This window comes from Sporosarcina aquimarina (assembly GCF_019748715.1).
In the GTDB taxonomy this organism is placed as follows: domain Bacteria; phylum Bacillota; class Bacilli; order Bacillales_A; family Planococcaceae; genus Sporosarcina; species Sporosarcina newyorkensis.
In genome coordinates, this window is record NZ_JACLBZ010000025.1 from 12,155 (window position 1) to 36,766 (window position 24,612).

The following is a 24,612-nucleotide window of genomic DNA, read 5'->3' on the forward strand; positions in this document are numbered from 1 at the left end:
AAACTGATTGTCGCTTGCTTACTGGTTCCAATTAACTTGGCTTTCTTTAACGTTGACGGATTGATAAAAATCGCTTTCTTATAGCAATCAAGTCATTTAGCTCACCTCCCTTCTCGGAATGTATTATTAGAGACATTCTTAGTCAGAGATTCACCAGGCTCCATAACGGGTGTTTCAAAACTAGACGTGTCGGGATATTTTAATCCAGCTCCTGTATTTAAAGCGATGACCACTTCATTCGCTTTAATCCAATTCTTTTCACGTAATCTGCGTGCGGCTGAAAATGTGGAAGCTCCTTCCGGACAAATAAAAGTCCCTTCCATACGCGCAATTTTTCGTTGTTCTTCTAAAATGGTTTCATCGTCGATCGCGATTGCGCATCCATTTGTTTCATACAGCGATTGAAGCACTAAAAAGTCCCCTAAAGCTTTAGGAACATTCACTCCAAAAGCAATTGTTTCGGAATCAACCCAGAACTCTGATTCCATTTTGTTTTCTTTCCAGGCTTTCACTATCGGAGCGCATCCCTCAGCTTGAACGGCTACCAATCTAGGCAACTTATCTTCAGCAATCCAACCGAGGGTTTGAAGTTCTTTTAACGCTTTATAAATGCCAATTAATCCAACACCGCCGCCGGTAGGGTATAGAATTACATCTGGTACTTTCCAGCCCAGCTGTTCTGCGATTTCATAGCCCATTGTCTTCTTTCCTTCGATTCTATACGGTTCTTTCAGGGTGGAAACATCGAATAACGCATACTCCTTCACTGTTTGAGAAATTATTTTCCCTGCATCGCTAATTAATCCATTCACTAAATGAAGATCCGCCCCGGCGATTGCACATTCATTTCTTGTGATTTTTGGTGCATCTATCGGCATGACGATGGTTGAATTAATTCCTCCTCTGGCGGCATAAAGTGCCCACGAGGCTCCCGCATTTCCGTTGGTCGGCATCGCTAACTCTTGGATGCCTAATTCTTTCGCCATTGATACTCCTACTGCAGCTCCGCGAGCCTTAAAGGTTCCAGTGGGAATAATGCCTTCATCTTTCATAAGCAGGTTTGAGATGTCCATATCTGCACCAATCTGTTTCATCGGCAGAAGGGGGGTCATTCCTTCACCAAGAGTGACAACATTTTCTTTGTTTTGTACAGGCAGCAACTCATGGTAGCGCCATAAATCAGTATTCCTCGTAAGTAAATCTGTCGGTTTTAATACCTTGCCTATCTCTTTCAAATCATAATCCACTAGTAATGGGGAACCGCATTCACATAGCTGGTGTTTTCCTCCTGCGCTGAAACGTTTTTGACATTTAGGGCAATGAAGATGCGAAATATAGCTGAATTTCATCTGAAATCTCTCCTCCTGAAAGGCTAGTTCTTTCTTTTACGGTGACTAAAATAGTTTACGTATTGTTCCATCTTATGTTGGGAGGCTTTACAACATGCCGAACCTTGACACCCAGTAAAACCGAGGTGAATTTTGTCGTTTTCTGGCTGTGTGGCTACGGATAGAAGATCTCTCCTGTCAGAAGAGAATTCCTTCGTCGGATCCCAATTTATTGGGTTGTTTTTTAATCTTAATACCGACAGTGGAAGGATACTTACCTCTGCCTAAAACTAGGCTACAACCATGTTTCACAACGACTCTACTTTTTAATTTATACCTTATAAAATAATTCGATTGTTCAAAAAACTTGAAATGCGCTATGCTAGAAAAAGTTAATTGAATACTTAAAACAGCTTGGAAGGAGAGGGGAAGGAACAGCCTTCTTAATTCATTTAACAGCCTCTGTTGAAAACGCTTTCAAAACAAATAGTTGGAGGGATTAATATGTTTTTTCGTTCATTTTTTGATGAGAGTTTAGCTCAAATGTCGTATTTGGTTGGTTGTCAGCAGACAGGAGAAGCCATTGTAATTGACCCGGCTCGTAGCATTGAACCCTATTTAGGGATGGCGAGGAAGAAGGGACTGAAAATAATTGCAGCAGCTGAAACTCACATTCATGCAGACTTCGTTTCTGGGTCTCGGGAGATCGCGCAACATTGTGATGCCACTTTGTACGTTTCGGATGAAGGCGACGAACAGTGGAAATACAATCAGCTGGAAGATATTGATTATGTCTTGTTGAAAGATGGCAGCACATTTATGATAGGTCAAATTGAATTCACTGTGATGCATACTGCCGGACATACACCAGAAAGTATTTCATTTGTTTTGACGGATAAGGGCGGTGGTTCTTCCCAACCCATGGGCATTTTCACAGGTGATTTCGTATTTGTCGGAGATATTGGCAGGCCTGATTTATTGGAGAAGGCTGTTGGAGTGATTGGTTCTGCGGAGCTTGGAGCAAGCCAGATGTTCCAATCGCTGCAGAAGTTTAAGCAATTGCCTGATTATCTGCAAGTTTGGCCGGGGCATGGTGCAGGAAGTGCTTGTGGTAAAGCACTTGGAGCAGTTCCTATGTCTACAATTGGTTATGAGAAATTAAACAATTGGGCTTTACGGGAAGAAGATCAAGAAAACTTTATCAAGACTTTATTAACGGGGCAATCTACTCCTCCTAACTATTTTGCAATGATGAAAAAGTTGAACAAGATGGGACCGCCGCTAGTCAGTGAAGGGAAGACTAATAGAATCCGCACTGTAAAGGAATTGGAAGGTCATGATGCGAATGCAGTTTTAGTAGACACAAGAAGAGCTGCAGAATTTGCAAAAGGTCATTTGGAAGGGACAATCAACATCCCATTTAATCAATCTTTTACAAATTGGGCAGGAGAGTTAATTGACTACGATTCAGAAATCATACTAATCGCAGAGGAAAGCAAACTGAATGCGATCAAGGAGAGTTTATCTTCAATAGGTTTAGATGGCATTGTCGGTTTCATTGAACCGTTTGACGTTCTGGCTGATGACAAACAGTTGGAAAGTTACGGAGAAGTAGATGTCAAACAAGTACAGGAATACTTGCTCGATGATCAGTATCATCTGGTTGATGTTCGCAATGAATCAGAGTGGACGGAAGGCAGAATTGAAGGAGCCGAACACATGCCCCTTAATTTGCTGACAAAGCAGCTCGATGATTTGCCAAAAGGAAAGACGTATCTTGTACATTGTAAGTCTGGTGCCCGATCTGCAATAGCCTCAAGCTTGCTGCAGGCTCATGGCTATAAAGACGTGATGAATGTAAAAGGCGGCTATTTAGCTTGGTTGAAGGAAACTAATAAACAAGCTCCGGTAATAAAGTAATCAAACAGGCCAATTGTTCATTTGGCTCTAACGGCTCTTTATAGAAAACGGGTAGCAACTGTCAGTAATGAAATTACAAATTGGAGGTCGTTATAGTGAAGTATAACTTTGATGAAGTCATCAGTCGGTACAATACAGATTCGGTCAAATGGGATCACACAGAGAAATTATTTGGTGATAAGGATATTCTACCAATGTGGATTGCGGATATGGATTTTGTGTCCCCAAAACCTGTCGTAGAGGCGTTGAAGGAGAGAGCTGAACATGGAGTGTTTGGCTATACATCAAGGTCTAATGATTACTTCCAGGCATTTATAGACTGGGTGCAAAGACGTCATAAATGGGACATTCAGAAACGATGGATCCGCTGTACGCCGGGGATTATGCCAGCGTTAAGTATTGCAATTCAATCCTTCACAAATGAAGGAGATAAAGTTATTATACAAACCCCTGTTTATACGCCATTCATGGAAGTAATCGAAAAAAATAATCGTGATATCGTGTTAAATCCACTAAAGTATGAAAATGAGAGATATGGGATGGATTATGAAAACTTGGAGGAAGTCGCAAGGGACGAAGATGTTAAGATGATTATTTTATGTAACCCTCATAATCCGGCTGGTCGGGTTTGGTCTAAAGAAGAATTGACGAGACTGGGGGAAATATGCTTGAAAAATAATGTGCTAGTCATTTCTGATGAAGCTCATTTTGATATTGTTTACAAAGGTCATACCCATACGCCTTTTGCTAGCATTTCAGAAGAGTTTTCGGACCATTCCATAACGTGCACGGCTCCAAGTAAAACGTTCAATCTTGCAGGTGTTCAAATGGCTAATATTATTATTCCAAATAAAGAGTTACGGGATTCGTTTACGAAAATTATTGACATAATGTATTTAGGATTATCCAATACTTTTGGTGTGACTGCAGCTGAAAACGCTTATAAATACGGAGAAGAGTGGTTAGATCAATTTTTGGATTACTTGGAAGGCAATCTTACCTTTTTAACAACATTTATTGAAACGAATTTAAAGGAAATTAAAGTGATCCCGCCTGAGGGGACATATCTTGCTTGGTTAGACTGCAGAGCTCTTGGATTGGATGCAAAAGAGCTTGAGGACTTCTTCCGTAAAAACGCCAAGGTGGCATTTGATGAAGGTTATACATTTGGTTTAGGAGGCGAAGGTTTTACAAGAGTTAACATGGCTTGTCCAAGGCATGTTTTAGAAGACGGCTTGCGAAGAGTAGAAAGGGCTGTGAAAGAAAATTTAGCTAAGAATGCAGAGGAGGTACGTTAATGGAAGCATTCCACATTTCTTTGATCATCACGATATTTGTGCTCCTTTGTGCTGCATTGTTCTACATGCAAAAGAAATTTGTATCGTTTTCTAAACGTGTCATGCTAGCGTTAGTTGTTGGGATTATCTATGGACTAGCCATACAGTTTATCTATGGCCAAACATCATTTATTATCTCTGAATCTGCCGAATGGATCAATATCGTTGGAAACGGATTTATATCATTGTTAAGAATGCTTGTGATCCCATTAGTTTTCTTTGCGATTTTATCCGCCTTTACTAAATCCAAATTGGCCAATGATTTTGGTAAAATTGGCGGGTTAGTGATTGGGATGCTTGCTGGAACAGTAGCAATTGCAGCTGCAGTTGGAATATTCTCCGCTGGCATATTCGGTTTAGAAGGAATGGAAATTACACAAGGAGAAGCAGAATCTGTAGCGATAGAAAGTCATGGGCAAAAGTTAGATGATTTAAATGCGATGTCAGTACCTGAAAAGGTTGTATCGATGCTGCCGATGAACATTTTTTATGACCTGACAGAAGCGCGTTCTACATCAGTCATCTCAGTCGTTATTTTTGCATCTATCCTCGGGATGGCATTCATGGGTGTAAAGAGAAAAGAACCCAAACAAGCAGAGATGTTCGCGTCAATTGTCGAAGCGATTTTTACAGTTGTGATGCGAGTTGTGACACTTGTTTTGCGTTTGACGCCATACGGGATTTTAGCATTAATGACAAATAAAGCTGCCACCAGTGATTTAGTCGCCTTTTGGAATCTAGGGAAGTTTATTTTAGCCTCATATTTTGCGATAGCTGTTATGTTTTTAATTCACTTGTTGCTCATTAGATTGGTAGGTTTGAATCCATTAACGTATATTAAAAAAATCATGCCGGTTCTTGTATTCGCATTTTCATCTCGGTCTAGTGCGGGGACATTGCCTATTAATGTTAGTACACAAAAGAAGAGTTTGGGAGTTTCTGAAGGGATCGCGGATATATCGGGCGCATTTGGAATAACGATCGGACAAAATGGATGTGCGGGAATCTACCCTGCAATGCTTGCGATTATGGTCGCTCCCACAGTAGGAATTGATCCATTTACACCGTCATTTATACTCATGTTACTTGTCACTGTAGTGATTGGGTCATTCGGCATTGCAGGCGTCGGTGGCGGAGCGACATTTGCCGGTCTGATTGTCTTATCAACGATGAACTTGCCTGTTGCGATTGTAGGACTACTTATTTCAATAGAGCCGCTCATAGACATGGCGCGTACGGCGCTAAATGTCAGCGGAACTATGACGACAGGGGTAATAACGAGTAAAATCACAAAACAATTAGATGAAGAAGTATATAACAGTAAAGAGGAAAAAGCTGTACCTGAAGTCGTTTAAAAAATTCTGAAAGTTACATACCTGTTGCATTCCTAACCATGCAACAGGTGCTTTCCTATGGGATAAACCAGCATGTTATGATAAGAAGGGACACGTCATGGACGGAAAAGGTTAGGGAGTGACACTAATGAAGAAAGAAAGTTTAATAATGTTTTGCCGTGTGATTGAGGAAGGAAGTATTAGTCAGGCAGCCCGGACTAGCTTCATCTCACAACCGGCTGTAACCAGTCAAATTCGTCAATTGGAAAAGCATTATGGAGTTGCGCTGTTTGACAGAAAAGCTGGAAAACTAAAGCTTACTGAAGCCGGTTCAACTTTATATCCATATGCAAAAGAGATTATCGATAACTATAAACGCTCTGAAGAGGCTGTAAAATCTATTGCCAATAAAGATGCAGGCACGTTAAATATAGGGGCAAGTTTAACAATTGGTGAATACCTGCTTCCCAGAATACTAGGGGACTTCCAAAAAGAACATAAAAATCTTAAGTTTAAATTAACCATTGGAAATACACCCAGCACCATATCCAGTTTGGAAAGTCGGGATATTGACATTGCGTTAGTAGAAGGAGCCTTTCTACATGATGAAGATTTTAAAATAGAAAAATTTGCGGAAGATCAACTGATTTTGATTGTCTCCAATGATCATAGATGGAGCGATAGAGATGAAATAGAAATAGAGGAATTGATTGAGGAAAAGATGATCTGGAGAGAAGAAAATGCAGGTATCAGAAAGATTGTAGAAAGAGTATTAGAAGAAAACAATACATTGGATAAAGTTAGAAGTTATATGGAACTGAGTAGCACGCAATCCATCAAAAGTGCCGTAGAAGCGGGCTTAGGCATTGGTATTATTCCGAAGTTATCTGTCTTGAGAGAGCTTGAATTAGGGGTTTTGAAACAAGTTTCGATTTCTGGCATTGAACTTATTAGGGATTTATGGTTAGTCGAATTACCGTCCCGGTTTCCTAAAAGAAGCATGGACGCCTTTATTGCCTATTTAAAGAAAGTGACAATGTAATCGTAGCGAAAGCGTTAAAAAGCGTACGTTGAGAGCACTAAACCCTTTTCGGTAGCAAAAATAATCATGCCTGCTTAGAAGTAGCAGCTAACTTCTTTAACGAAATCCGCAATAAACATAACCTTATAAAGCTGTCAAAAAAATATGGCTTTCAATGACTATATGTATAGCGCCGATTTATTATTTACTGAATAAAATGCTGCTTATAAGATTTGTCAGCCTATTGGTTATACAGCAATAATATGCTAGAAAAAATGGCCCTTCATTGTTAATTATACGGAATGGGCTATTTTATTTGGGACCTAATCTCAATATGAATATTAACTTGCTACCAGGAGGGGAACACGGATGGATTTTTTATTTATTATAACCATTTTTTTAATTGGTTTTATAGGTTCATATATTTCAGGGATGTTAGGTATAGGTGGTTCAATCATAAAGTACCCTATGTTGCTTTATATCCCTCCGTTATTTGGATTAGTCTCTTTTAGCGCCCATGAAGTCTCGGGAATAAGTGCTATACAGGTATTCTTTGCGACGATTGGTGGTGTTTGGGCTTACCGAAAAGGCGGATACTTAAATAAAAAGTTAATTATCTATATGGGTTCAAGTATTTTAATTGGAAGCTTTATTGGAGGGTACGGCTCCAAACTAATGTCTGAAGGAGGGATAAACTTTACCTACGGCATTCTTGCTTTGATTGCCGCTGTTATGATGTTCATCCCTAAAAAAGGGATTGATGATATTCCCTTGAACGAAGTGACATTTAATAAATGGGTTGCCGGAGCCCTCGCCTTAATTGTGGGTATCGGAGCGGGAATCGTTGGGGCAGCTGGCGCATTCTTATTAGTGCCCATTATGCTGGTCGTATTAAAGATTCCCACACGAATGACTATTGCCTCTTCACTTGCCATAACATTCATTTCTTCTATTGGCTCAACCGTTGGAAAAATCACCACCGGGCAGGTAGATTACTATCCGGCATTCATTATGATTGTAGCAAGTTTAATTGCTTCTCCTTTAGGAGCAATGGCAGGAAAAAGAGTTAATACCAAAGTGTTACAGGTCATTTTGGCAGTACTGATACTCGCTACGGCATTGAAAATTTGGATGGATATCTTATAAATGCAGAAGGGACAGACACTGACAAAAATCACAATATTCCGATTCCATTGCGTTTTGTGCAGGTGTCTGTCCCTGTTCCCCATCATTTTCTGGGCTACACGACGGTGGCAGCTTCAGAAAGTGTTCTTAGAGATTATTCTAAGTCATCAATGAAACCTTCAGTCTCTTTTAACGGCTTGTCTCACGATGAATCCTTCCCAACAACTCCTAAAAAATGGTTCTTCGTCAACACGTTGATTGGAAGAAGTATTTTCAGCAATAAACCCTTTAATTAAATTGTAGAAAATAAAATTTCTAATTACCCTCTTCGGTTGAATTATTTCCATCCTCTCACCACTGCCCAATTGTATTCAGTAATTGTTTTAAGCACTAATTATTATTAATCCTCTGCCAATATAATTTTCTTAACCCTTCAATTACCTCAAAGTTTACGAGGAAGGGTCAGATAACGTTACAACTCAAACGCTGTTCTGAACTGTTTTTTATTTAAAGCAGATTCCTTTTACCGAATAAACTTGCTTTCGTCAAATTTTCATAATCGGCTTGTATGATGAGGTTGGAGAGGAAATGGGGGACTTGAATGGCATCGACAAGTAAATTGATTTCCATATCTATTCTGGTCATCAGTGTAGCTGGCGGTATCTTGCTCTTTTATTTGATGAGTGAACTACCGAAGGAACAGCGAAAGAAGATGATTGGTGAAATGGTTTCGCAGCTAGTCAATTTTGTTCTATTTATGTGGGCTGGAAAAGTTCTTTTGAATTTTTCCGTTTTTATTAAGGATCCAATGGCGATATTGGCATACCCAGGTGATTCGGGCGCTTTCTATGCAGCTGTGTTATTCAGTGGGTTGCTCTTGACGTATAAGGTAAAGCGAGGACAACTGGAAGGCCTGGCAGTCGGAAAGGCTTTTGTTCATCTGTTTTTATTGGCGGCGTTTTTATATGAGTTTATTCAATACGCCTGGAACGATCAGATCTATTCATTGGGAAGCCTTATAATATTAGCGATTTTGCTGGGAGGGTTTACCTATTTGAATGGACGGATGGCAACGGGAAAGTTACTTGGGCTTTTATTGACAGTTTGGGCATGCGGGATGAGCGTGCTGATGGTGTTACAGCCTTACATAACGGTGTTCGGTTATATGATCAAACCGTGGTTCCTCCTCCTCTTTTTCGTGGCCAATGTGCTTTTGCTATTAAAACATTACAGGAAGGATGGACGATATGGGTGGAATTGAAACAGATACGGTATTGATTGTAGGGATGTTACTAGCAGTAGGAGCGGGGGCACTTTCTTTCTTGTCTCCTTGTGTGCTGCCTATTTTCCCGGCATATCTTTCCTATATTACGGGAATCAGCGTGAAAGAACTTCAGGGAAACCAAACGATAAAAATCCGTAGGAAATTAATTAGTCATTCCCTTGTATTTTTACTGGGTGTATCGCTTGTCTTCATCAGCCTGGGGGCCGGTGCTTCATTTTTCGGCCAGTGGATTTCAGAACTATTAAGAGGGGACTCCGGCTTATTTATCCAACGAATTGCCGGTATTTTCATTATAGTCATGGGGCTGTTTATAGGCGGATGGGTCAATATTACAGGATTGATGAAGGAACGTCGCATTCAATCTTCGAGGAGACCGACCGGCTATATCGGGACATTTTTCATCGGACTCGGGTTTGCAGCCGGCTGGACGCCTTGTATTGGTCCGATTTTCGGTTCTATTTTGATGCTGGCTGCGAGTAACCCGAGTCAGGGAATTTTCTACACGATTATGTATGTTATCGGTTTTGCGCTACCTTTCCTTATCTTGACATTTTTCCTTGGCTCGACAAAGTGGATTGTCCGCCGCAGCGAGATCATCATGAAAGTGGGAGCAGTCATCATGATCTTGATGGGTATCGTATTGTTTTTTGGCTTAATGCCATTAATTACAGGGTGGTTACTTGATTTAGTGGATGGCACGTGGTTATCAAACCTGGGATGAATAGGGAGGAATCATGAGTGAAGAAGAGCATGGTGTTACTAGCTGTTGTAATGGTCTTGGTCGGTTGGGCCGTTTATGACTTTTCCTTTTCAAAAAAGGAAACAGCAAAGGGCCGACCGCTTCAGGCAGAGGTTTCTAGTCCAGTAGATTCCAATGAAATCGGAATTCAGCGTGGCCAATTGGCACCTGACTTTGAATTGAAGACATTGGAAGGGGAGACAGTCCAATTATCAGATTATAAAGGACAGCGGGTTTTATTGAATTTTTGGGCGACTTGGTGTCCGCCCTGCAGAGCTGAGATGCCTGATATGCAAAAGTTGTATACGAAAAGTAACTTGGATGTTGAAATATTGGCAGTCAATCTAACATCTACAGAAAACAATGAAGAAGTGGTCGCTCCATTTGTGGAGGAATATGGGCTGACATTTCCTGTCTTAATGGACAGAAGCTCAGAAGTGAGCAATCTATATAGCGTCTATGCGTATCCTACAACGTACATGATTGATTCGGCTGGCCGAATCCAATTCGTTGCACTTGGGGCAATAAATTATGATTTGATGGTACAAGAAGTGGAGAAGATGAAATAAGGACTTAACGATTGTACAATAACGAGGAGGTGATCAGGTGAAGCAGACAATATTGGTAGTTGAAGATGATCAGCTAATCTGTGAATTAATTTGCATCTATTTGAAAAAAGACGGATACGATGTAATTGCGGCGGTCGATGGCGAAGAAGCGAAAGAACTTTTCCTAATGCATCATCCTTGTTTGATTGTACTAGATCTGATGCTGCCAAAATGCAGTGGGGTTGAATTCTGTAAGTGGGTGAAAGACCAAGAGGTAAATGAAGTTTCTATTATTATGCTCTCTGCGAAAGTCCATACGAATGATAAAATTAACGGATTGCGAATGGGTGCCGATGATTATATGACAAAACCGTTTGATCCGGATGAACTCCTTGCACATGTGGAGGCGGTCTTGCGAAGAACCGGTCAGTTCTGCCAAAAGATTGCTTACGATGGGCTATGCATCAAACCTAGAAAGGGAGAAGTGCTGCTTTTCGATCAAAAAATAAATTTGACGAAACACGAATTTAATTTATTATTTCATTTCATGGAAAATCCGAATATCGTTTTGACACGGGAGGACCTCCTTCACCAATTGTATCCGTATGGCGATAAGGTTGTGTTGGATCGGACCATCGATGCTCATGTAAAGAAACTAAGAGAAAAAATCGAAGAGGTTCCTTCTTCCCCTAAACGCATTCTAACGGTACGGGGAATGGGATATAAATTTGCGCATGATTAAGTTAGTCAGGACATTGCTGCCGAAACAGCTCCTCTGGCGGCTGACTTTTTTGAATGTCTTCGCAATCTCGCTTTTCATCATCCTGAGCAGTTTCGCTATTTATAATACAGCCTGCGTGCTGGTGGATGGGATGGGAACGATGGATGAACAACGGCAAAATCATTTTAATGCCACCCTGTTACAATATTTATGGATATTCAGCATATCCACCATTTTAATGGGAAGCCTCATTCATTTTTATTTAACATGGAAGTTGATCCGTCCATTAGAAGAACTGATTGAATCGACTAAAGACATGAAAAAAGGACGTTATCCCGATATGATCCAAACAAAATCCAGAGGAGAAATAGGGGAATTAATCATCCATTTTAATGAATTGGTGCAACAATTGAAAAACAATCAGCAATCTCGCCAGAAGCTTGTAACGGATCTTTCCCATGAATTCCGAACCCCTTTGTCGAATTTAACGAGCTATCTTATTGCTTTACGTAATGGTGTGATTGTAGGAGATAGAGAATTATTCGATGCACTTAGCGGTGAATCGAAACGTCTAACTACGATGGTGGAGCAGCTGGAGCAATTAAAGGAATGGGATTACGTTGCGAAACAAACGTTCACAGAAAAAGAACGGGTAGATATGCGATTGCTGATAGAACAATCCATTGAAATGTTTCATTGGACGTTAGAGGAAAAAGGTATCCCCGTAATAGTTGAAGCCGATGTTGGAATGGTAAATGTATACAACGGTGGCATCCCACAAGTTCTCAGCAACATCATCGATAACGCCATTCGCTATTATGAAGGGAAAGAGCCCATCATAATACATGGTGAATCTACGGAAGAAGGTTATCGGGTTTCAATCAGCAGTGAAGGTCAAGAGATCACAGAGGCAGAAAGAACTAAAGTGTTTGAAAGGTTTTATCAAGGTGACGCACCGCGAAGTCATAGGACAGGTGGAACAGGACTTGGTCTGGCGATTTCTAAAGAGATCATCGAGCATCATAATGGTCGGGTTGGATTAAATTCCATAAAGAACCACTATCATACTTTTTGGTTCACAATACCGCTTGAATAGTCAGTTTCTATGTAAGTATTTACAAAAGTAATGCATCAATTGTGCTTCCGGCTGTTTACCATTTTCAAAATTTGATGTTTACTGCTCATGCTGAATTTGTGATATGTCTTTGCTATTCGGAATACGATATAAGCAGTTTATGTAATGAAGGCGGGACACTCCTAAAGTTGTGCAATACGGAAAGGGCATCTCAATTATTGAGTTGCTCTTTTTTTACTGAATTCGGCTTGTTGTATTCCAAAATGAAATACGTGTGGTTATTGACTTTGACAGATCAGCAATTGTTCTGCATGCTATACTTAGAGAATTCTAATGAAGAAAAGGGTTTTGTATAATGAACAAACAATTACAGAAAAGAATACCGTTGCCGACGTTTTGGCTCGTGTTGCTGCTCGGCTCATTGACAGCATTCGGCCCGTTGTCGATGGACATGTATTTACCCGGACTGCCGATCGTGGCAGAAGATTTGCAAGCTTCCGCATCACTTGCTCAATTAAGTTTGACTGCGTGTTTGATAGGCTTAGGAGCAGGTCAGCTCGTATTCGGACCAATGAGTGATATTTATGGAAGACGAAAGCCGCTTGTCGTCACATTGATCATCTATGCAGCAGCTTCGATCTTGTGTGCATTCAGCACGAACATCTGGACATTTGTCTTGCTGCGTTTCATTCAAGGGATGACGGGAGCAGCAGGGATTGTTATAGCTCGTGCATGTGCGCGAGATTTATACACAGGTAAGGAATTGACGAAGTTTATGGCACTCTTGTCCATCGTCAATGGAGTTGCTCCGATCATGGCTCCAATAGCGGGCGGCGCCGTGTTGAGCTTTGCATCATGGCAAGTCGTGTTTTTCATCCTAGGCGGGATTGGACTGCTGATGTTTTTAGCCACATCGCTTTTCCTGCCGGATACTTTGCCGGTCGAACAGCGCTCTGAAGGCGGGATGTTAGCCGTCGTCAAGACATTCGGCGGTTTATTAAAAGATAAGTGGTTTATGGGAATTGCGCTAACACAAGGCTTTGTTATGTCGAGCATGTTTGCGTATATCGCCGGATCGCCATTCGTGCTACAGAACATCTACGGCGTATCCGCTCAGCAATTTTCTTTGTTTTTTGCTTTGAACGGCATCGGCATCATCATCGCAGCCCAAGTGACAGGGCGTTTGGCAGGCCGTATCCATGAAGTGAAGTTCCTAATGACGGGGGTATTGATCTCATTTTCAGGCAGCGTCCTTTTGTTGTTGGTTGTCTGGAATGAATGGCCGCTCTTCATGATGGGAACTGCCCTGTTCATCGTCGTCTCAAGCGTTGGAATGGTCTCAACGTCTGCATTTTCACTCGCCATGCAAAGCCAAGGGAAATCAGCAGGCAGCGCGGCCGCATTCCTCGGACTCGTGCCCTTCATCGGCGGAGCTATCGTCTCCCCATTAGTAGGTCTGGCTGGAGACTTCTCTGCTTGGCCAATGGGCATCGTCATTTTAGCCTGCAGCAGCAGTGCGTTGCTCGTATTTATGACAGTAGTGAAGAAAGCTTTTCGCGATCTGGCTATATAGTTAATGAGGGGTATAAAAAGTTTTGGAAACACTACTAGTTGATTGGAGCGGAAGGCGGCGACTCCTGGGGGATTAGCGTGTCAGGTGAGACCCTGGACTGAGCGAAGCGAGGGAAGCGGCTCACCGCACGCCCCCCGGAAAGCGTCCGCCCGCAGCGCAAATCAACGGCGCTCGGACAAGGTACACCCGCCCAACGCTTTTTAATTCAAATTTCCGAAAAAATAAGGCATGATAGAGAGAGAGTCTGATTACTATTTTTCGAGAGGCGGATGGAAAGATGGAATATCGTATTGAACATGACACATTTGGTGAAATTAAAGTACCTGCGGAGAAATTATGGGGTGCGCAAACACAGCGCAGTAAGCAAAACTTCAAAATCGGCGGCGAACGGATCCCGCTGGGCGTCATCCAAGCATTTGCCCATCTGAAGAAATCAACAGCTATCGCAAGCCATTCATTCGGCAATTTATCCGAAGTGAAAATGAAAGCCATCAAAACAGCAGCGGAAGAAGTCATCGAAGGAAAATGGGACGACCACTTCCCGTTAGTCGTTTGGCAAACAGGAAGCGGCACACAATCCAATATGAATATGAATGAAGTATTGGCCAACCGTGGCAATCAACTGCTCGAGGAGTGGGGAGAAGAAGACCGCCTGCACCCGAATGACGACGTCAATAAATCACAAAGTTCCAACGATACATTCCCGACGGCACTACATGTGGCGGGCGTTATCGCAGTGGAGCGTGAAGTACTTCCAGCAATCGATAAATTAAAAGAGACATTCGAAAAGAAATCCGAAGACTTCAAGGACATCATTAAAATTGGCCGGACGCACCTGCAAGATGCGACGCCGCTTACACTTGGACAGGAAATCAGCGGATGGCACCGGATGCTTGAGAAAACACGCAGCATGCTAGAAACAAGCGTGCAGTCAATGAAGGAACTTGCGATCGGCGGTACGGCAGTCGGTACAGGACTTAATGCGCCAGTTGGATTCGGTGAAAAAGTGGCAGAGGAAATTTCGAAATCTGTCGGTATTGATTTCACTTCAGCTGAAAATAAATTCCACGCACTGACAAGCTATGATGAAGTCGTCTACACACATGGTGCATTGAAAGCTCTGGCTGCTGATTTAATGAAGGTAGCGAATGACGTGCGTTGGTTAGCTAGCGGTCCGCGTTCAGGCATCGGCGAAATTACGATTCCGGAAAACGAACCAGGCAGCTCAATCATGCCAGGTAAAGTGAACCCGACGCAAAGTGAGGCATTGACGATGGTCGTCGCACAAGTGATGGGGAACGACGCGACAATCGGCTTTGCGGCTAGCCAAGGGAACTTTGAATTAAACGTTTTTAAACCAGTCATCATCTATAACTTCCTCCAATCTGCAAAGTTATTGGCAGACGGAATGATCAGCTTCAATGATAATTGTGCAGTCGGTATCGAACCGAATCGCGAAGAAATCGATAACAAAGTGAAGAATTCATTGATGCTCGTTACGGCGTTGAACCCGTACATTGGCTATGAAAATGCGGCAAAAATTGCGAAGAAAGCTCATAAAGAAGGTACGACGCTGAAAGAAGCTGCACTTTCCACGGGTCTATTGACTGAAGAACAATTTGACGAATATGTAGATCCGAGCAAAATGACGGGCAATCAATAATTGTCACGAAATTGTACTCCTGTTGATAGTACAAACCTTGTATACTGAAGGCATCACGTCTGTATTAAGGAGTTCGAACTTTACATGAAGAAGAAACTACTCGCAGGATTGGCTGCATTGACATTGGCACTCGCTGCTTGCGGAAACGGTGCGACGGAAAAGCCGGCAGAATCGGATCCTCAAGATGCGAGAGCTGAAGCCGGGCATGTAGAACAACTCGCTAACGGCGACTTACAGGAAATCACTGCCTCAGCGGACATACTGCCATCCTTCTTGGACGACAAGCCGGAAGATATGCGCATGGTCTATCAAGTCGCTGGTAAGGCGACCGATGTTCTAGAGTATATGCCATGCTACTGCGGTTGCGGCGATAGTGCTGGTCACAAAAGCAATATGAATTGTTTCCTTGACGAAGTACGAGAAGACGGATCAGTTGTTTGGGACGACCATGGCACACGCTGCCTAGTCTGTCTTGAAATCGCAGTGAAATCTGTTCAAATGCAACAGGACGGTAAATCAATGAAAGAAATCCGTGACGCAATTGATGCTGAATACGGAAACGGAGACTATGCGAAGCCTACAGACACACCGATGCCAGCGTAATAACGACTTCCTTTATTCGGATAAGGATTTTGTGCTGCAGATGAACTTCAGAAATTATGAAGTTTGTCTGCAGTCTTTTTTTTGGGAAAACCACAGTCGCGGTAGAAAGGGAATTTTATAATGAAATACATACTGAAAGATCGCTATTTTGAATTTAGTGAAACAGCCGTGACACATGAAGTGTTTAAAATCGGAGAATCGGAAGGAACGCTTTTTGAAGTTGAATTTAAATTGACGTTCTCTTATGGCTTTTTGGATTACGCACACAACTTTGTTTGGTTAAATGAGGATATTGAAACGCTGCTTGAGCAAATCAATAAAATTGGCGGAGAGAACTCAGGAACTCTTGGCACGTTCTCTCCTGGAGTCTCGTTTTCTTATGAAGCATGTGAGCATGAAAAAGGCTTATATGAACTCTCTGTCTTCATGGATACAGGATATATTAACTCCTACATGGGTACAGAATCCAAACTGGGAATCACCCTTACAGCGTCGATGGATGAAATACGAGGTTGGATTGCGGCTATCATTGAGAAATAGAGGAGGGATCGTTGTGATCCTTCCTCTATTTACTAGTTTCAGAAAGTTTTTATTTTGTATGCTTAATAAATTCCAGCTATCAAGCCTCACGTCGCTCTAAATACTCCTCCAATCCCTGACTCCGCAGTTTGCATGCGGGACAAGTTCCGCAACCCGCAGCAGGGATACCGTTATAGCAAGTAAGCGTGCGCTGCTGAATGAAGTCGAATGCGCCGAGTTGATCGGATAATTCCCAGACACTTGCTTTATCGAGCCACATCAACGGTGTATGCATGACGAACTTTGCATCCATTGCTAAGTTCAACGTTACGTTCAATGACTTGACGAACGTATCGCGGCAATCCGGATAGCCGCTGAAATCCGTCTCACTGACGCCTGTGACAAGATGGCGCGCCCCGATTGCTTGAGCGTAGACCGCTGCGAAAGAGAAAAATAGGTGATTACGTCCGGGAACGAAAGTGGACGGCAATTCACCGACTTCTTCTGTAATCTTGATAGTGTCCCGCGTCAGCGCATTCGCGGACAATTGATTGATCAAAGTCATGTCCAATACTTTGAATGAAACACCAAGCTCTTCCGCAATGTTGCGGGCGCATTCGATTTCTGCATGATGGCGCTGGCCATAATCAAATGTCACAGTCGTCACTTCTTTGAATTGTTTCAATGCCCAAAATAGGCAAGTGGTACTGTCTTGGCCGCCGCTGAAGACGACGACTGCTTTTTCTTGTTTCATATGTATTCACTCCGTTAGTAGTTTTTTAGAGAGGGATTTCACGAACCTCTTTAATCGCTTCCATCATACCATAGCCGCACCTCCAAACCGGTCCATTCGTTTCATATGAAAGTAAAAAGGGTATGGTATAATTTAGTCAAATTAGGCAGGAGGGGATTCAGTTGATTCGTTTTGTAGAGTTTGAAGAGCAGTACATATCGCAGATGGCGTCATTACTCGCCGCTAGACATCGAGACGAACGTCAGCGGTTCTCATTTTTGCATGAACGTTTTGAAGATGTAAATGAGGCGGAGAAACGATTGCGCGAAGAAATGAGTAAGTCATATATGGGTGGGATTGTGACGTTGCGTGATGACAATGTGATCGGCTATTTGTTATTCGAATATCGGCAGGATGCCATTCGCGGACGTACAATTTACGTCGGCTATCCTTCATTTGTCATTCATGAAGATGAGCATCCACGACTGGCACGCTTGATGTATACGGAAGCAGGGGCGGAGTGGGTACGTAATGGCTATTTTGAACACGTACTGGATGTCCCGGTCGGCAATGACGAATTAATTCTTGAGATGCTGGAGCAATCATTTCATTTCGAACAACGTTTTGCTGCCCTGTCATTGGAACGATACCGCGCTCAGCCGGGAGAAAACAGCTTGGTGGCGATGAAGGAATTGGTGGGAGACGAACAATCCGCCCTGCGTACGATGGCATCTTGGAATAGTATGCATCAGGCAAAAGCGCCGGCATGGCAGCCGATAACGCAGGAAGCACTTGATCAGGAGCTCGAGACTTTCGAAGCGTATGAAGGAAAAGAAGGGACACGTAGCTGGGTTGCGGAACAGGATGGAGTTCCGGTTGCTTTTCATTTATATACTCCAGCAGATGCACGGCATGCGATGACCACACCGAGTCAGGCGGCGGTACTTGTCCAGGCCGCTACGAACATCGAGCTGCGCGGACAAGGCATCGGCAAGTCGATCGCCAATCACAGCTTCACTCAAATAAAGAAGGCAGGCTATGAATACATTATGACGGATTGGTATACGGCAAACCATCTGGCATCATATTTCTGGCCGAAGCTCGGATTCCGATCGTATATGATCCGCATGGCACGAACAGTGGACGCACGTATTGCGTGGGCGGACGGCCAATGACCGGCGTGAAGTTCGTTGCATCTTGGAGTGGCGGCAAGGACTCTGCGCTTGCCGTTCATCGAGCCGTAAAAGCAGGAAATATTCCAGCAATGTCCTGGACAATGTTCGATAAAGAACAAAACCAATCCAAATCCCATGCATTACCGTTAGAAATCATTCAAGCGCAAGCCAAGCAGCTCGGAGTACCCCTGATGATCCGAAAAGCAGATTGGGCGGGCTATGAGACACAATTTCTCGATGCTATGCGGGTTTGTAAGGCACATGGCATCCCGCAGGCTGTGTTTGGCGACATTGATTTAGAAGATCATCTATCCTGGGTGCAATCGATGTGTGCAAAAGCTGGCATTGATGCGGTTCATCCGTTGTGGGAAGAACCTCGGCGCAAACTGTTAGAGGAATTCATTCGTGAAGGATTCGAGGCGTATATCGTAGTCGTCAATACGAAGCTGATGCCAGCCGAATTCCTTGGCAGACGCTTCACGATTGAATTAATGGATGAACTCGAAGCACTCGGCATCGATAGCTGCGGCGAATCGGGAGAATTCCATACCGTTGTTGTCGATGGACCTATTTTCAAGGAGCGGATTCCATTGAAGATGGGGGAGACTGTTGAGAAAGATGGCTATGTGTTTTCAATGTGTAAATTAGATGAAAAACTTCCACAAGCTGAATAGGCAATTGTGGAAGTTTTTTGTTTATGGACTTGGCTGGGGCAAAGGAAGAATGTGCGGTCCGGATGGACTTTGGATCGGTTGATCGATACTTTGGTGCGGTGCAATGTCACTTTGGTTCGTTACAGCGAGATTTTGGAGTGTTTCCCGATTTCACGATAGTTCCACTGCCGCATCATACACTCCAGGCGCTGCATGGAGCTTCACCTGTTCCAGTAAATCAGACCGCTGATCAAAACGGATCGTCTTTGTGCGTCCGTCCATCCACTTGCGCGAAAAGCGTTCTTTATTGATTGAGAAAGTGCCATCTTCCACTGTCTTAGCGACCAGCATTGTCTTATTGAATGGGGAATCGGGATGAGTATGGATCAATTCTTTAACCCGATTCAGATCCTCCCAGCCGACGATGTCCGGTTCAAAAGCGCAATGCTTTGTCCAGCCTTCTTCAGACCGTCGTTCGCATAACATGGACCCTTTCTCCGTTTTCTGCGAACGTAGGCGATAGCTTCCTGACGGGGAAGTGATTGTTCTGCCATCTAACGCGAGCGGCGCCAACGCCAAATTATTTCCCGACCCGCTGTCAATCAGGTATAGGTTCTCTTTATATTCGAATAAATTGATCGTATGTGTGCGGTCCAAGCCCCATTCTTGTCCTGTCCATACTGTGGCGGCTGCGAGAGATACGTTAAAACTCAATTTACGCAAGACGATATGCAGTAAGCCGTTTAGTTCGTAGCAAAGACCTCCGCGTTCTGCATTCACCATCTTATCCAATAAAAACTGCTCCGTGATTGGCTCTTCATTCTTCAATAGGACATCCAAATTTTCGAATTCAAACAGCTGGGCGAATAATCGTTGGACACAGCTTATTTGCTGAATCGGGTTTTCTGATTGACTGTATCCTAGCTGTTCCAATCGTTCAATAATTCGTTGTGGCATGAGTGAATCTTCCTTTCTACACTTTTATTCGGTTGTTTGATTGAGGCTAGTATAGCAGATAAAAAGACTTTCCCAAACTTCTAAATGGCAGATCGAAAGTGGTTAGAAGGGATCGGTTGATTTAAGCGAAATTCTCATCGAGTTTAGAATTGCTATGGAATTAATCTCATTCTGCAGTTCCTATATATTGTGTAATCCATATAATTATCGGAAAAGTATACTGATAACTGGTTGAACAAACAGTAATAAGTGATTTTATATCCAGGGTTTGTTTATTTAATCAGGGGGTCATGAGTATGTATAAAACAGAACAAGTGAATGTCTTTACGGCAGATCCATCCGCAATCGGGCTATTTGGATTGGCGATGGTCACGCTCGTAGCTTCTTCGCAAAAATTATGACTCACTACAGATGTTTCGTTTGTTATCCCTTGGGCAATATTGTTAGGTGGATTTGCGCAACTAATTGCCTGCATTAACGACTCGAAACTGAATAACACATTTGGTGCGACCGCTTTTGGCGCATACAGATTGTTTTGGCTGGCCGTCGCCTCCTCGTGGATGATTGAAAGAGGTATATTCGGGGAAACGCTGGCTGCAGGTGTAGACCCCAAACAATTGGGTTTTGCATTCGTCGGTTATCTGATTTTTATGCTATTCATGACGATTGGAGCGATGGAAACGCATAAGGTCATATTCTTCATATTTTTCTGCATCAACTTTCTATTTATCGGGCTGGCTCTCGACAGTTATGGAGTTTTGGGTGCATTCCCACAACAATAAGCCGCTTATTCGGAACTGAGCATTTCATTATTATTATTTTATGAAGCTGCCGCTGCGGTCTTGAATGAACATATCGAAAGAGAGCTTCTACCGGTGGGTAAGCCGTTCGGGCTCTTTAAGAAAGCGGATGAAGCAACAGTCAAACCTGCACATTCTACTCCAGTAAGCAGCGATTTAAATACATTCAGCTGAATCGTAAAGGTTCAGTTAAAACATTAGGTGAGTAAATTAATCAAACCGAATGAGGCGTTTACTTTCTATGTAGGCGTCTTTTTTTGTTTGAGACTGTGAATGTGAGAATAAGTGTAACCCCTCTCCTAACCGGGAAAAGTAAAAGGACAGAACCTGTTAAGGAGGTCTATCGGTATGCAAGATAAGAAAAAGTTGACTCTATTACAAATCAATGACGTACATGGGTATTTGGAAGAGCATTGGGAACATTTTTATGAAGTGAATGAATCGGTCTATACACAAGTCGGTGGGTATGCTCGAATGGCAGGCTATATTCGTCAAGTTCATAAGGAACGCAATGGTTCGGTATTGCTGTTCGATGGTGGCGATACGTTTCATGGGACGCATCCTGTAGTGGATACGAAAGGGCAGATTCTATTGCCGATTTTGCGGGAGATGGGCATAGATGCGATGACAGGACATTGGGATTTTGCGTATGGTCCTGATTACTTACAGGAGTTGGTTGCTTCGTTGGGATATCCAATGCTCGCCATTAATTGCTATGACAAAAAGACAGACAGATTGGCATTCCCTCCTTTTCTAGTGAAAGAAGTAAATGACCTGAAAATAGGCGTGATTGGAATTGCGGCAACGATTGTCGATAAAGTGATGCCGCCAAATTTTAGTGAAGGTGTTTATTTTACGCTGGGGAACGAGGAACTGCCTGACTATATCCAGAAGTTGAAAAAGGAACAGAATGTGGATTTGATTGTTGTGCTTTCGCATTTGGGATTGCCCCAAGATATTCAATTGGCAGAAGAAGTGGACGGTATCCAAGTGTTGCTGAGCGCGCATACACATAATCGGCTGTATGAACCGGTCACCGTCAATGATACGATTATTATTCAATCGGGATGTCACGGCTCATTTGTAGGACGGCTGGATCTCGTAGTAAAGAACAAACAAATTGTAGAGCACGATCATCAACTGGTCTTGATGGATGAACAAATACCGGAAGATAAAGCCATGAAAAAAATAGTGGATGAAGGAATGAGGCCGTATCGCAATCAGTTAGATGAAGTAATCGGCGCGACAGAAACTGGATTGCACCGTCATGCCATTTTGGAAAGCACAATGGACAATTTCCTGCTGAAAGGATTGCTTGACTATACGAAAGCTGAAGTGGCATTTTCAAACGGCTGGAGATATGGCGCTCCTATTCCGCCAGGCGAACTGACGATGAATGATATATGGAACATCATTCCTGTAAATCCGCCCATATCAACCGTTACATTGAAGGGAAAAGAGATATGGGAGTTGATGGAGAAAAGTCTTGAAGTGACGTTTTCGAGAAATCCGTACCATCAAATGGGCGGCTATGTAAAGAGAGTCCTCGGCCTGAATCTTTACGCTAAATTGGAAAACCCAAGCGGTCAGCGAATGCAAAGTTTATTTGTTGGCAATGAACCTGTCGCAATGGATCGGCTGTACAATGTAGCTTTTATCACGATGCAAGGTGTGCCGCATTCTTACGGAAAGGATCGCAGGAATTTGGAAATTCATGCGGTAGACGCGTTGAAGGAATATGTGATAAAGAATCGGACGATTGAAGCATCATTGCGTGGGACAGTGACATTGATATAAGTGGAAAAGTATTTAATTATCCTTGCAACCTGACCGACTAATGGTTACATGCATTGCATATACATTAGCAAGCTCCTATTAAACTAATCAGGTGATGTAGATGACAATGCGAAGGAATCAATTCGAATCAAAGCACTTTTTTGAGGACGACAAGCACATAACGGATTCGCAAGTATGGCATTTCGTCTCAGCGCCACATTTGCAGCCGATGAAGGTAACCGTGAATGTGCATGAGCCAGGGACAGAACAGGGCTACCTATTCGTGGCCCCGTATACGATGTATGGAGAAAATATGGTGGGGCAGACGGGTGCATTGATCCTGGATGAAGCAGGTAACCCGGTCTGGTTCAAATCGGATACTCCCGAAAAACAGAATAGGAATTTCAGGATGCAAGTCTATCATGGGCTACCAGTCCTAACGACATGGCATGGAACGATTTCTGGTACGGAATCTGCCAATCCTCGTCTTCCTATCGGCGACCCGCTGCCTGGCGCGGTCTTCCAGATCTTCAATCAGCATTACCAGTTGATAGAGACAGTAGAGGCGCAAAATGGATACACTGCGGATGTGCATGAGTTTACCATTACCGAACGAAATACAGCCTTGTTTACCGCAGTGAAGCAAGTACCTGCCGATTTGACTGTTTATGGAGGACCGGCGAAAGGCTATATTGATAATTTTGCAATACAGGAAGTTGATTTGTCTACAGGTGAGCTGCTGTATGAATGGGATGTGCTTGCGCATGTCGACCCGGCAAATTCGATGGTTCCTGTTACTGCTGCAGCAGAAAGCAAGGGAATTTGGGATTGTTTCCATGTGAATTCGGTGGAGGAAGGGCCGGATCATACTCTGCTGATCAGTATGCGGAATATGTCTGCTATTTATCATATCAATAAGGTAACAGGAGAGATTATCTGGCAGCTTGGCGGAAAACAGAGTGATTTTACCTTCGAGCAGGGCGCAGAGTTCTCGTGGCAGCATCATGCAAGATACCGAAAGGAGAACCGAATCAGCCTCTTTGATAATGCGTGCTGTGCCACACCGGACTCACCGCCTGCTGGTGCGTCGCGTGGCTTGATTTTACAGCTTGATGAGCAGCACATGACAGCAAAGGTGGACCGGACCTATTTTCATGATCCTCCTATTCATGCATCCCATCAGGGGAATATGCAACAACTGCCCAACGGCAACCAGTTGATCGGCTGGGGACAGGGACCTTATGTTTCTGAATTCAAATATGCCGGCAATACGGAGGGGAATCCGGCTTTGCATATGATTTACGATATGCATTTTCCAGGCGATAATTTTACGTACAGAGCATTTAAAAATGAATGGGTTGGACTGCCGCTTGAACCACCTGATATGAGGGTGGGGGTGTATGGGAAACAAATTGCGATTATTTATATGTCGTGGAATGGTGCTACAGAAGTGGAGGCCTGGAAGGTGCTGGCTGGTTGGAACCCCTATGCAATGGCGGTTGTAGCTTTTAAGGAACGAAACGGATTTGAGACAACTGTGAAATTAGATGGTGTTTGTCCGTATTTTCAAGTCTGTGCATTAGATGATGTTGGTGCTGCGATTGGCAAGTCGCGGATGGTTTGTGCACCGATTTCTTGGGTTAATTTAGGCTGCAAGTCTTCATGGAGCTAAGAACTACTTCGAAAACCGCAATAAAGAAACCTTAGAAACGAGAAATTACTTTCCC

At 43.1% G+C, this 24,612-nt stretch carries 21 protein-coding genes and 1 pseudogene; 19 read left to right on the top strand and 3 right to left on the bottom strand.

What is annotated here, in order from left to right; all coding sequences use genetic code 11:
* Positions 1-101: 101 nt before the first annotated feature.
* Positions 102-1,349, bottom strand: a complete 1,248-nt coding sequence (locus H7J92_RS12120) for a threonine synthase (protein WP_009766455.1) — start codon at positions 1,347-1,349, stop codon at positions 102-104.
* A gap of 483 nt (positions 1,350-1,832) precedes the next feature.
* On the opposite strand from H7J92_RS12120, the gene H7J92_RS12125 reads away from it, so the two are divergent.
* The 14 genes from H7J92_RS12125 to H7J92_RS12190 all read left to right on the top strand — a co-directional run bounded on the left by H7J92_RS12125 (position 1,833) and on the right by H7J92_RS12190 (position 16,812).
* Positions 1,833-3,248, top strand: a complete 1,416-nt coding sequence (locus tag H7J92_RS12125) for an MBL fold metallo-hydrolase (RefSeq protein WP_009766454.1) — start codon at positions 1,833-1,835, stop codon at positions 3,246-3,248.
* 95 nt (positions 3,249-3,343) lie between these two features.
* Complete coding sequence (locus H7J92_RS12130; protein ID WP_221837151.1) at positions 3,344-4,546, top strand: MalY/PatB family protein; 1,203 nt, start codon at positions 3,344-3,346, stop codon at positions 4,544-4,546.
* Complete coding sequence (locus tag H7J92_RS12135) at positions 4,546-5,940, top strand: L-cystine transporter (RefSeq protein ID WP_078817550.1); 1,395 nt, start codon at positions 4,546-4,548, stop codon at positions 5,938-5,940. The genes H7J92_RS12130 and H7J92_RS12135 overlap by 1 nt, the downstream gene beginning before the upstream one ends.
* A 127-nt stretch (positions 5,941-6,067) precedes the next feature.
* A complete protein-coding gene (locus tag H7J92_RS12140) occupies positions 6,068-6,961 on the top strand; it encodes a LysR family transcriptional regulator (RefSeq protein ID WP_221837153.1) in 894 nt (297 codons plus the stop codon).
* 348 nt (positions 6,962-7,309) lie between these two features.
* Positions 7,310-8,086, top strand: a complete 777-nt coding sequence (locus H7J92_RS12145) for a sulfite exporter TauE/SafE family protein (RefSeq protein WP_221837155.1) — start codon at positions 7,310-7,312, stop codon at positions 8,084-8,086.
* Positions 8,087-8,666: 580 nt separating this feature from the next.
* On the top strand, positions 8,667-9,326 hold the full coding sequence (locus H7J92_RS12150) for a hypothetical protein (RefSeq protein WP_221837157.1): 660 nt from the start codon (positions 8,667-8,669) through the stop codon (positions 9,324-9,326).
* Positions 9,313-10,071 (top strand): cytochrome c biogenesis CcdA family protein, encoded by a 759-nt coding sequence (locus H7J92_RS12155; RefSeq protein ID WP_040758624.1) that lies wholly within the window; start codon positions 9,313-9,315, stop codon positions 10,069-10,071. Before H7J92_RS12150 ends, H7J92_RS12155 begins: the two co-directional genes overlap by 14 nt.
* A gap of 17 nt (positions 10,072-10,088) precedes the next feature.
* The gene (locus H7J92_RS12160) at positions 10,089-10,658 is read left to right on the top strand and encodes a peroxiredoxin family protein (protein WP_009766445.1); all 570 of its coding nucleotides are present in this window, start codon (positions 10,089-10,091) and stop codon (positions 10,656-10,658) included.
* A 37-nt stretch (positions 10,659-10,695) separates the two neighbouring features.
* Positions 10,696-11,379 (top strand): response regulator transcription factor, encoded by a 684-nt coding sequence (locus H7J92_RS12165; RefSeq protein WP_221837159.1) that lies wholly within the window; start codon positions 10,696-10,698, stop codon positions 11,377-11,379.
* Positions 11,372-12,454, top strand: a complete 1,083-nt coding sequence (locus H7J92_RS12170) for a sensor histidine kinase (protein ID WP_221837161.1) — start codon at positions 11,372-11,374, stop codon at positions 12,452-12,454. Before H7J92_RS12165 ends, H7J92_RS12170 begins: the two co-directional genes overlap by 8 nt.
* Before the next feature lie 334 nt (positions 12,455-12,788).
* Positions 12,789-14,006: a multidrug effflux MFS transporter gene (locus tag H7J92_RS12175; protein ID WP_221837163.1), complete on the top strand. Its 1,218-nt coding sequence runs from the start codon at positions 12,789-12,791 to the stop codon at positions 14,004-14,006.
* A gap of 277 nt (positions 14,007-14,283) precedes the next feature.
* Positions 14,284-15,669, top strand: coding sequence for a class II fumarate hydratase (gene fumC / locus H7J92_RS12180; protein ID WP_221837166.1), 1,386 nt, complete (start codon positions 14,284-14,286; stop codon positions 15,667-15,669).
* Between the two features lie 84 nt (positions 15,670-15,753).
* Positions 15,754-16,272, top strand: coding sequence for a PCYCGC domain-containing protein (locus H7J92_RS12185; protein ID WP_221837169.1), 519 nt, complete (start codon positions 15,754-15,756; stop codon positions 16,270-16,272).
* A gap of 120 nt (positions 16,273-16,392) precedes the next feature.
* Positions 16,393-16,812: a hypothetical protein gene (locus tag H7J92_RS12190; RefSeq protein WP_009766439.1), complete on the top strand. Its 420-nt coding sequence runs from the start codon at positions 16,393-16,395 to the stop codon at positions 16,810-16,812.
* 79 nt (positions 16,813-16,891) lie between these two features.
* On the opposite strand, the gene queC is transcribed toward H7J92_RS12190, so the two are convergent.
* Complete coding sequence (gene queC / locus H7J92_RS12195) at positions 16,892-17,545, bottom strand: 7-cyano-7-deazaguanine synthase QueC (protein WP_009766438.1); 654 nt, start codon at positions 17,543-17,545, stop codon at positions 16,892-16,894.
* A 161-nt stretch (positions 17,546-17,706) separates the two neighbouring features.
* On the opposite strand from queC, the gene H7J92_RS12200 reads away from it, so the two are divergent.
* Entirely contained in the window at positions 17,707-18,699 is a 993-nt protein-coding gene (locus H7J92_RS12200; RefSeq protein WP_246602872.1) for a GNAT family N-acetyltransferase, read from the top strand.
* Positions 18,696-19,373 carry a Dph6-related ATP pyrophosphatase gene (locus H7J92_RS12205; RefSeq protein ID WP_078817541.1) on the top strand — a complete coding sequence of 226 codons (678 nt, stop codon included), beginning with the start codon at positions 18,696-18,698 and terminating at the stop codon, positions 19,371-19,373. Before H7J92_RS12200 ends, H7J92_RS12205 begins: the two co-directional genes overlap by 4 nt.
* Positions 19,374-19,523: 150 nt before the next feature.
* Here the strand turns inward: H7J92_RS12205 and H7J92_RS12210 are convergent, their stop codons facing one another.
* Positions 19,524-20,309, bottom strand: coding sequence for an arylamine N-acetyltransferase family protein (locus H7J92_RS12210; protein WP_221837171.1), 786 nt, complete (start codon positions 20,307-20,309; stop codon positions 19,524-19,526).
* A 290-nt stretch (positions 20,310-20,599) separates the two neighbouring features.
* On the opposite strand from H7J92_RS12210, the pseudogene H7J92_RS12215 reads away from it, so the two are divergent.
* The 3 genes and pseudogenes from H7J92_RS12215 (at position 20,600) to H7J92_RS12225 (ending at position 24,557) form a co-directional block, all read left to right on the top strand.
* A pseudogene (locus tag H7J92_RS12215) lies at positions 20,600-21,283 on the top strand (acetate uptake transporter).
* Positions 21,284-21,457: 174 nt separating this feature from the next.
* Positions 21,458-22,906 (top strand): bifunctional metallophosphatase/5'-nucleotidase, encoded by a 1,449-nt coding sequence (locus H7J92_RS12220; protein ID WP_221837173.1) that lies wholly within the window; start codon positions 21,458-21,460, stop codon positions 22,904-22,906.
* A 100-nt stretch (positions 22,907-23,006) separates the two neighbouring features.
* Entirely contained in the window at positions 23,007-24,557 is a 1,551-nt protein-coding gene (locus H7J92_RS12225) for an arylsulfotransferase family protein (RefSeq protein WP_246602874.1), read from the top strand.
* The last annotated feature ends 55 nt before the right edge of the window (positions 24,558-24,612 follow it).

Excerpts from the sequence above, each read along its gene's own strand:
- H7J92_RS12155 (WP_040758624.1), top strand. The coding sequence starts at position 9,313 with ATGGGTGGAATTGAAACAGATACGGTATTGATTGTAGGGATGTTACTA.
- H7J92_RS12145 (WP_221837155.1), top strand. The coding sequence starts at position 7,310 with ATGGATTTTTTATTTATTATAACCATTTTTTTAATTGGTTTTATAGGT.
- H7J92_RS12175 (WP_221837163.1), top strand. The coding sequence starts at position 12,789 with ATGAACAAACAATTACAGAAAAGAATACCGTTGCCGACGTTTTGGCTC.
- H7J92_RS12135 (WP_078817550.1), top strand. The coding sequence starts at position 4,546 with ATGGAAGCATTCCACATTTCTTTGATCATCACGATATTTGTGCTCCTT.
- H7J92_RS12205 (WP_078817541.1), top strand. The coding sequence starts at position 18,696 with ATGACCGGCGTGAAGTTCGTTGCATCTTGGAGTGGCGGCAAGGACTCT.
- H7J92_RS12220 (WP_221837173.1), top strand. The coding sequence starts at position 21,458 with ATGCAAGATAAGAAAAAGTTGACTCTATTACAAATCAATGACGTACAT.
- fumC (WP_221837166.1), top strand. The coding sequence starts at position 14,284 with ATGGAATATCGTATTGAACATGACACATTTGGTGAAATTAAAGTACCT.
- H7J92_RS12185 (WP_221837169.1), top strand. The coding sequence starts at position 15,754 with ATGAAGAAGAAACTACTCGCAGGATTGGCTGCATTGACATTGGCACTC.
- H7J92_RS12120 (WP_009766455.1), bottom strand. The coding sequence starts at position 1,349 with ATGAAATTCAGCTATATTTCGCATCTTCATTGCCCTAAATGTCAAAAA.
- H7J92_RS12125 (WP_009766454.1), top strand. The coding sequence starts at position 1,833 with ATGTTTTTTCGTTCATTTTTTGATGAGAGTTTAGCTCAAATGTCGTAT.
- H7J92_RS12225 (WP_246602874.1), top strand. The coding sequence starts at position 23,007 with ATGACAATGCGAAGGAATCAATTCGAATCAAAGCACTTTTTTGAGGAC.
- H7J92_RS12190 (WP_009766439.1), top strand. The coding sequence starts at position 16,393 with ATGAAATACATACTGAAAGATCGCTATTTTGAATTTAGTGAAACAGCC.
- H7J92_RS12210 (WP_221837171.1), bottom strand. The coding sequence starts at position 20,309 with ATGCCACAACGAATTATTGAACGATTGGAACAGCTAGGATACAGTCAA.
- H7J92_RS12170 (WP_221837161.1), top strand. The coding sequence starts at position 11,372 with ATGATTAAGTTAGTCAGGACATTGCTGCCGAAACAGCTCCTCTGGCGG.
- H7J92_RS12140 (WP_221837153.1), top strand. The coding sequence starts at position 6,068 with ATGAAGAAAGAAAGTTTAATAATGTTTTGCCGTGTGATTGAGGAAGGA.
- queC (WP_009766438.1), bottom strand. The coding sequence starts at position 17,545 with ATGAAACAAGAAAAAGCAGTCGTCGTCTTCAGCGGCGGCCAAGACAGT.
- H7J92_RS12150 (WP_221837157.1), top strand. The coding sequence starts at position 8,667 with ATGGCATCGACAAGTAAATTGATTTCCATATCTATTCTGGTCATCAGT.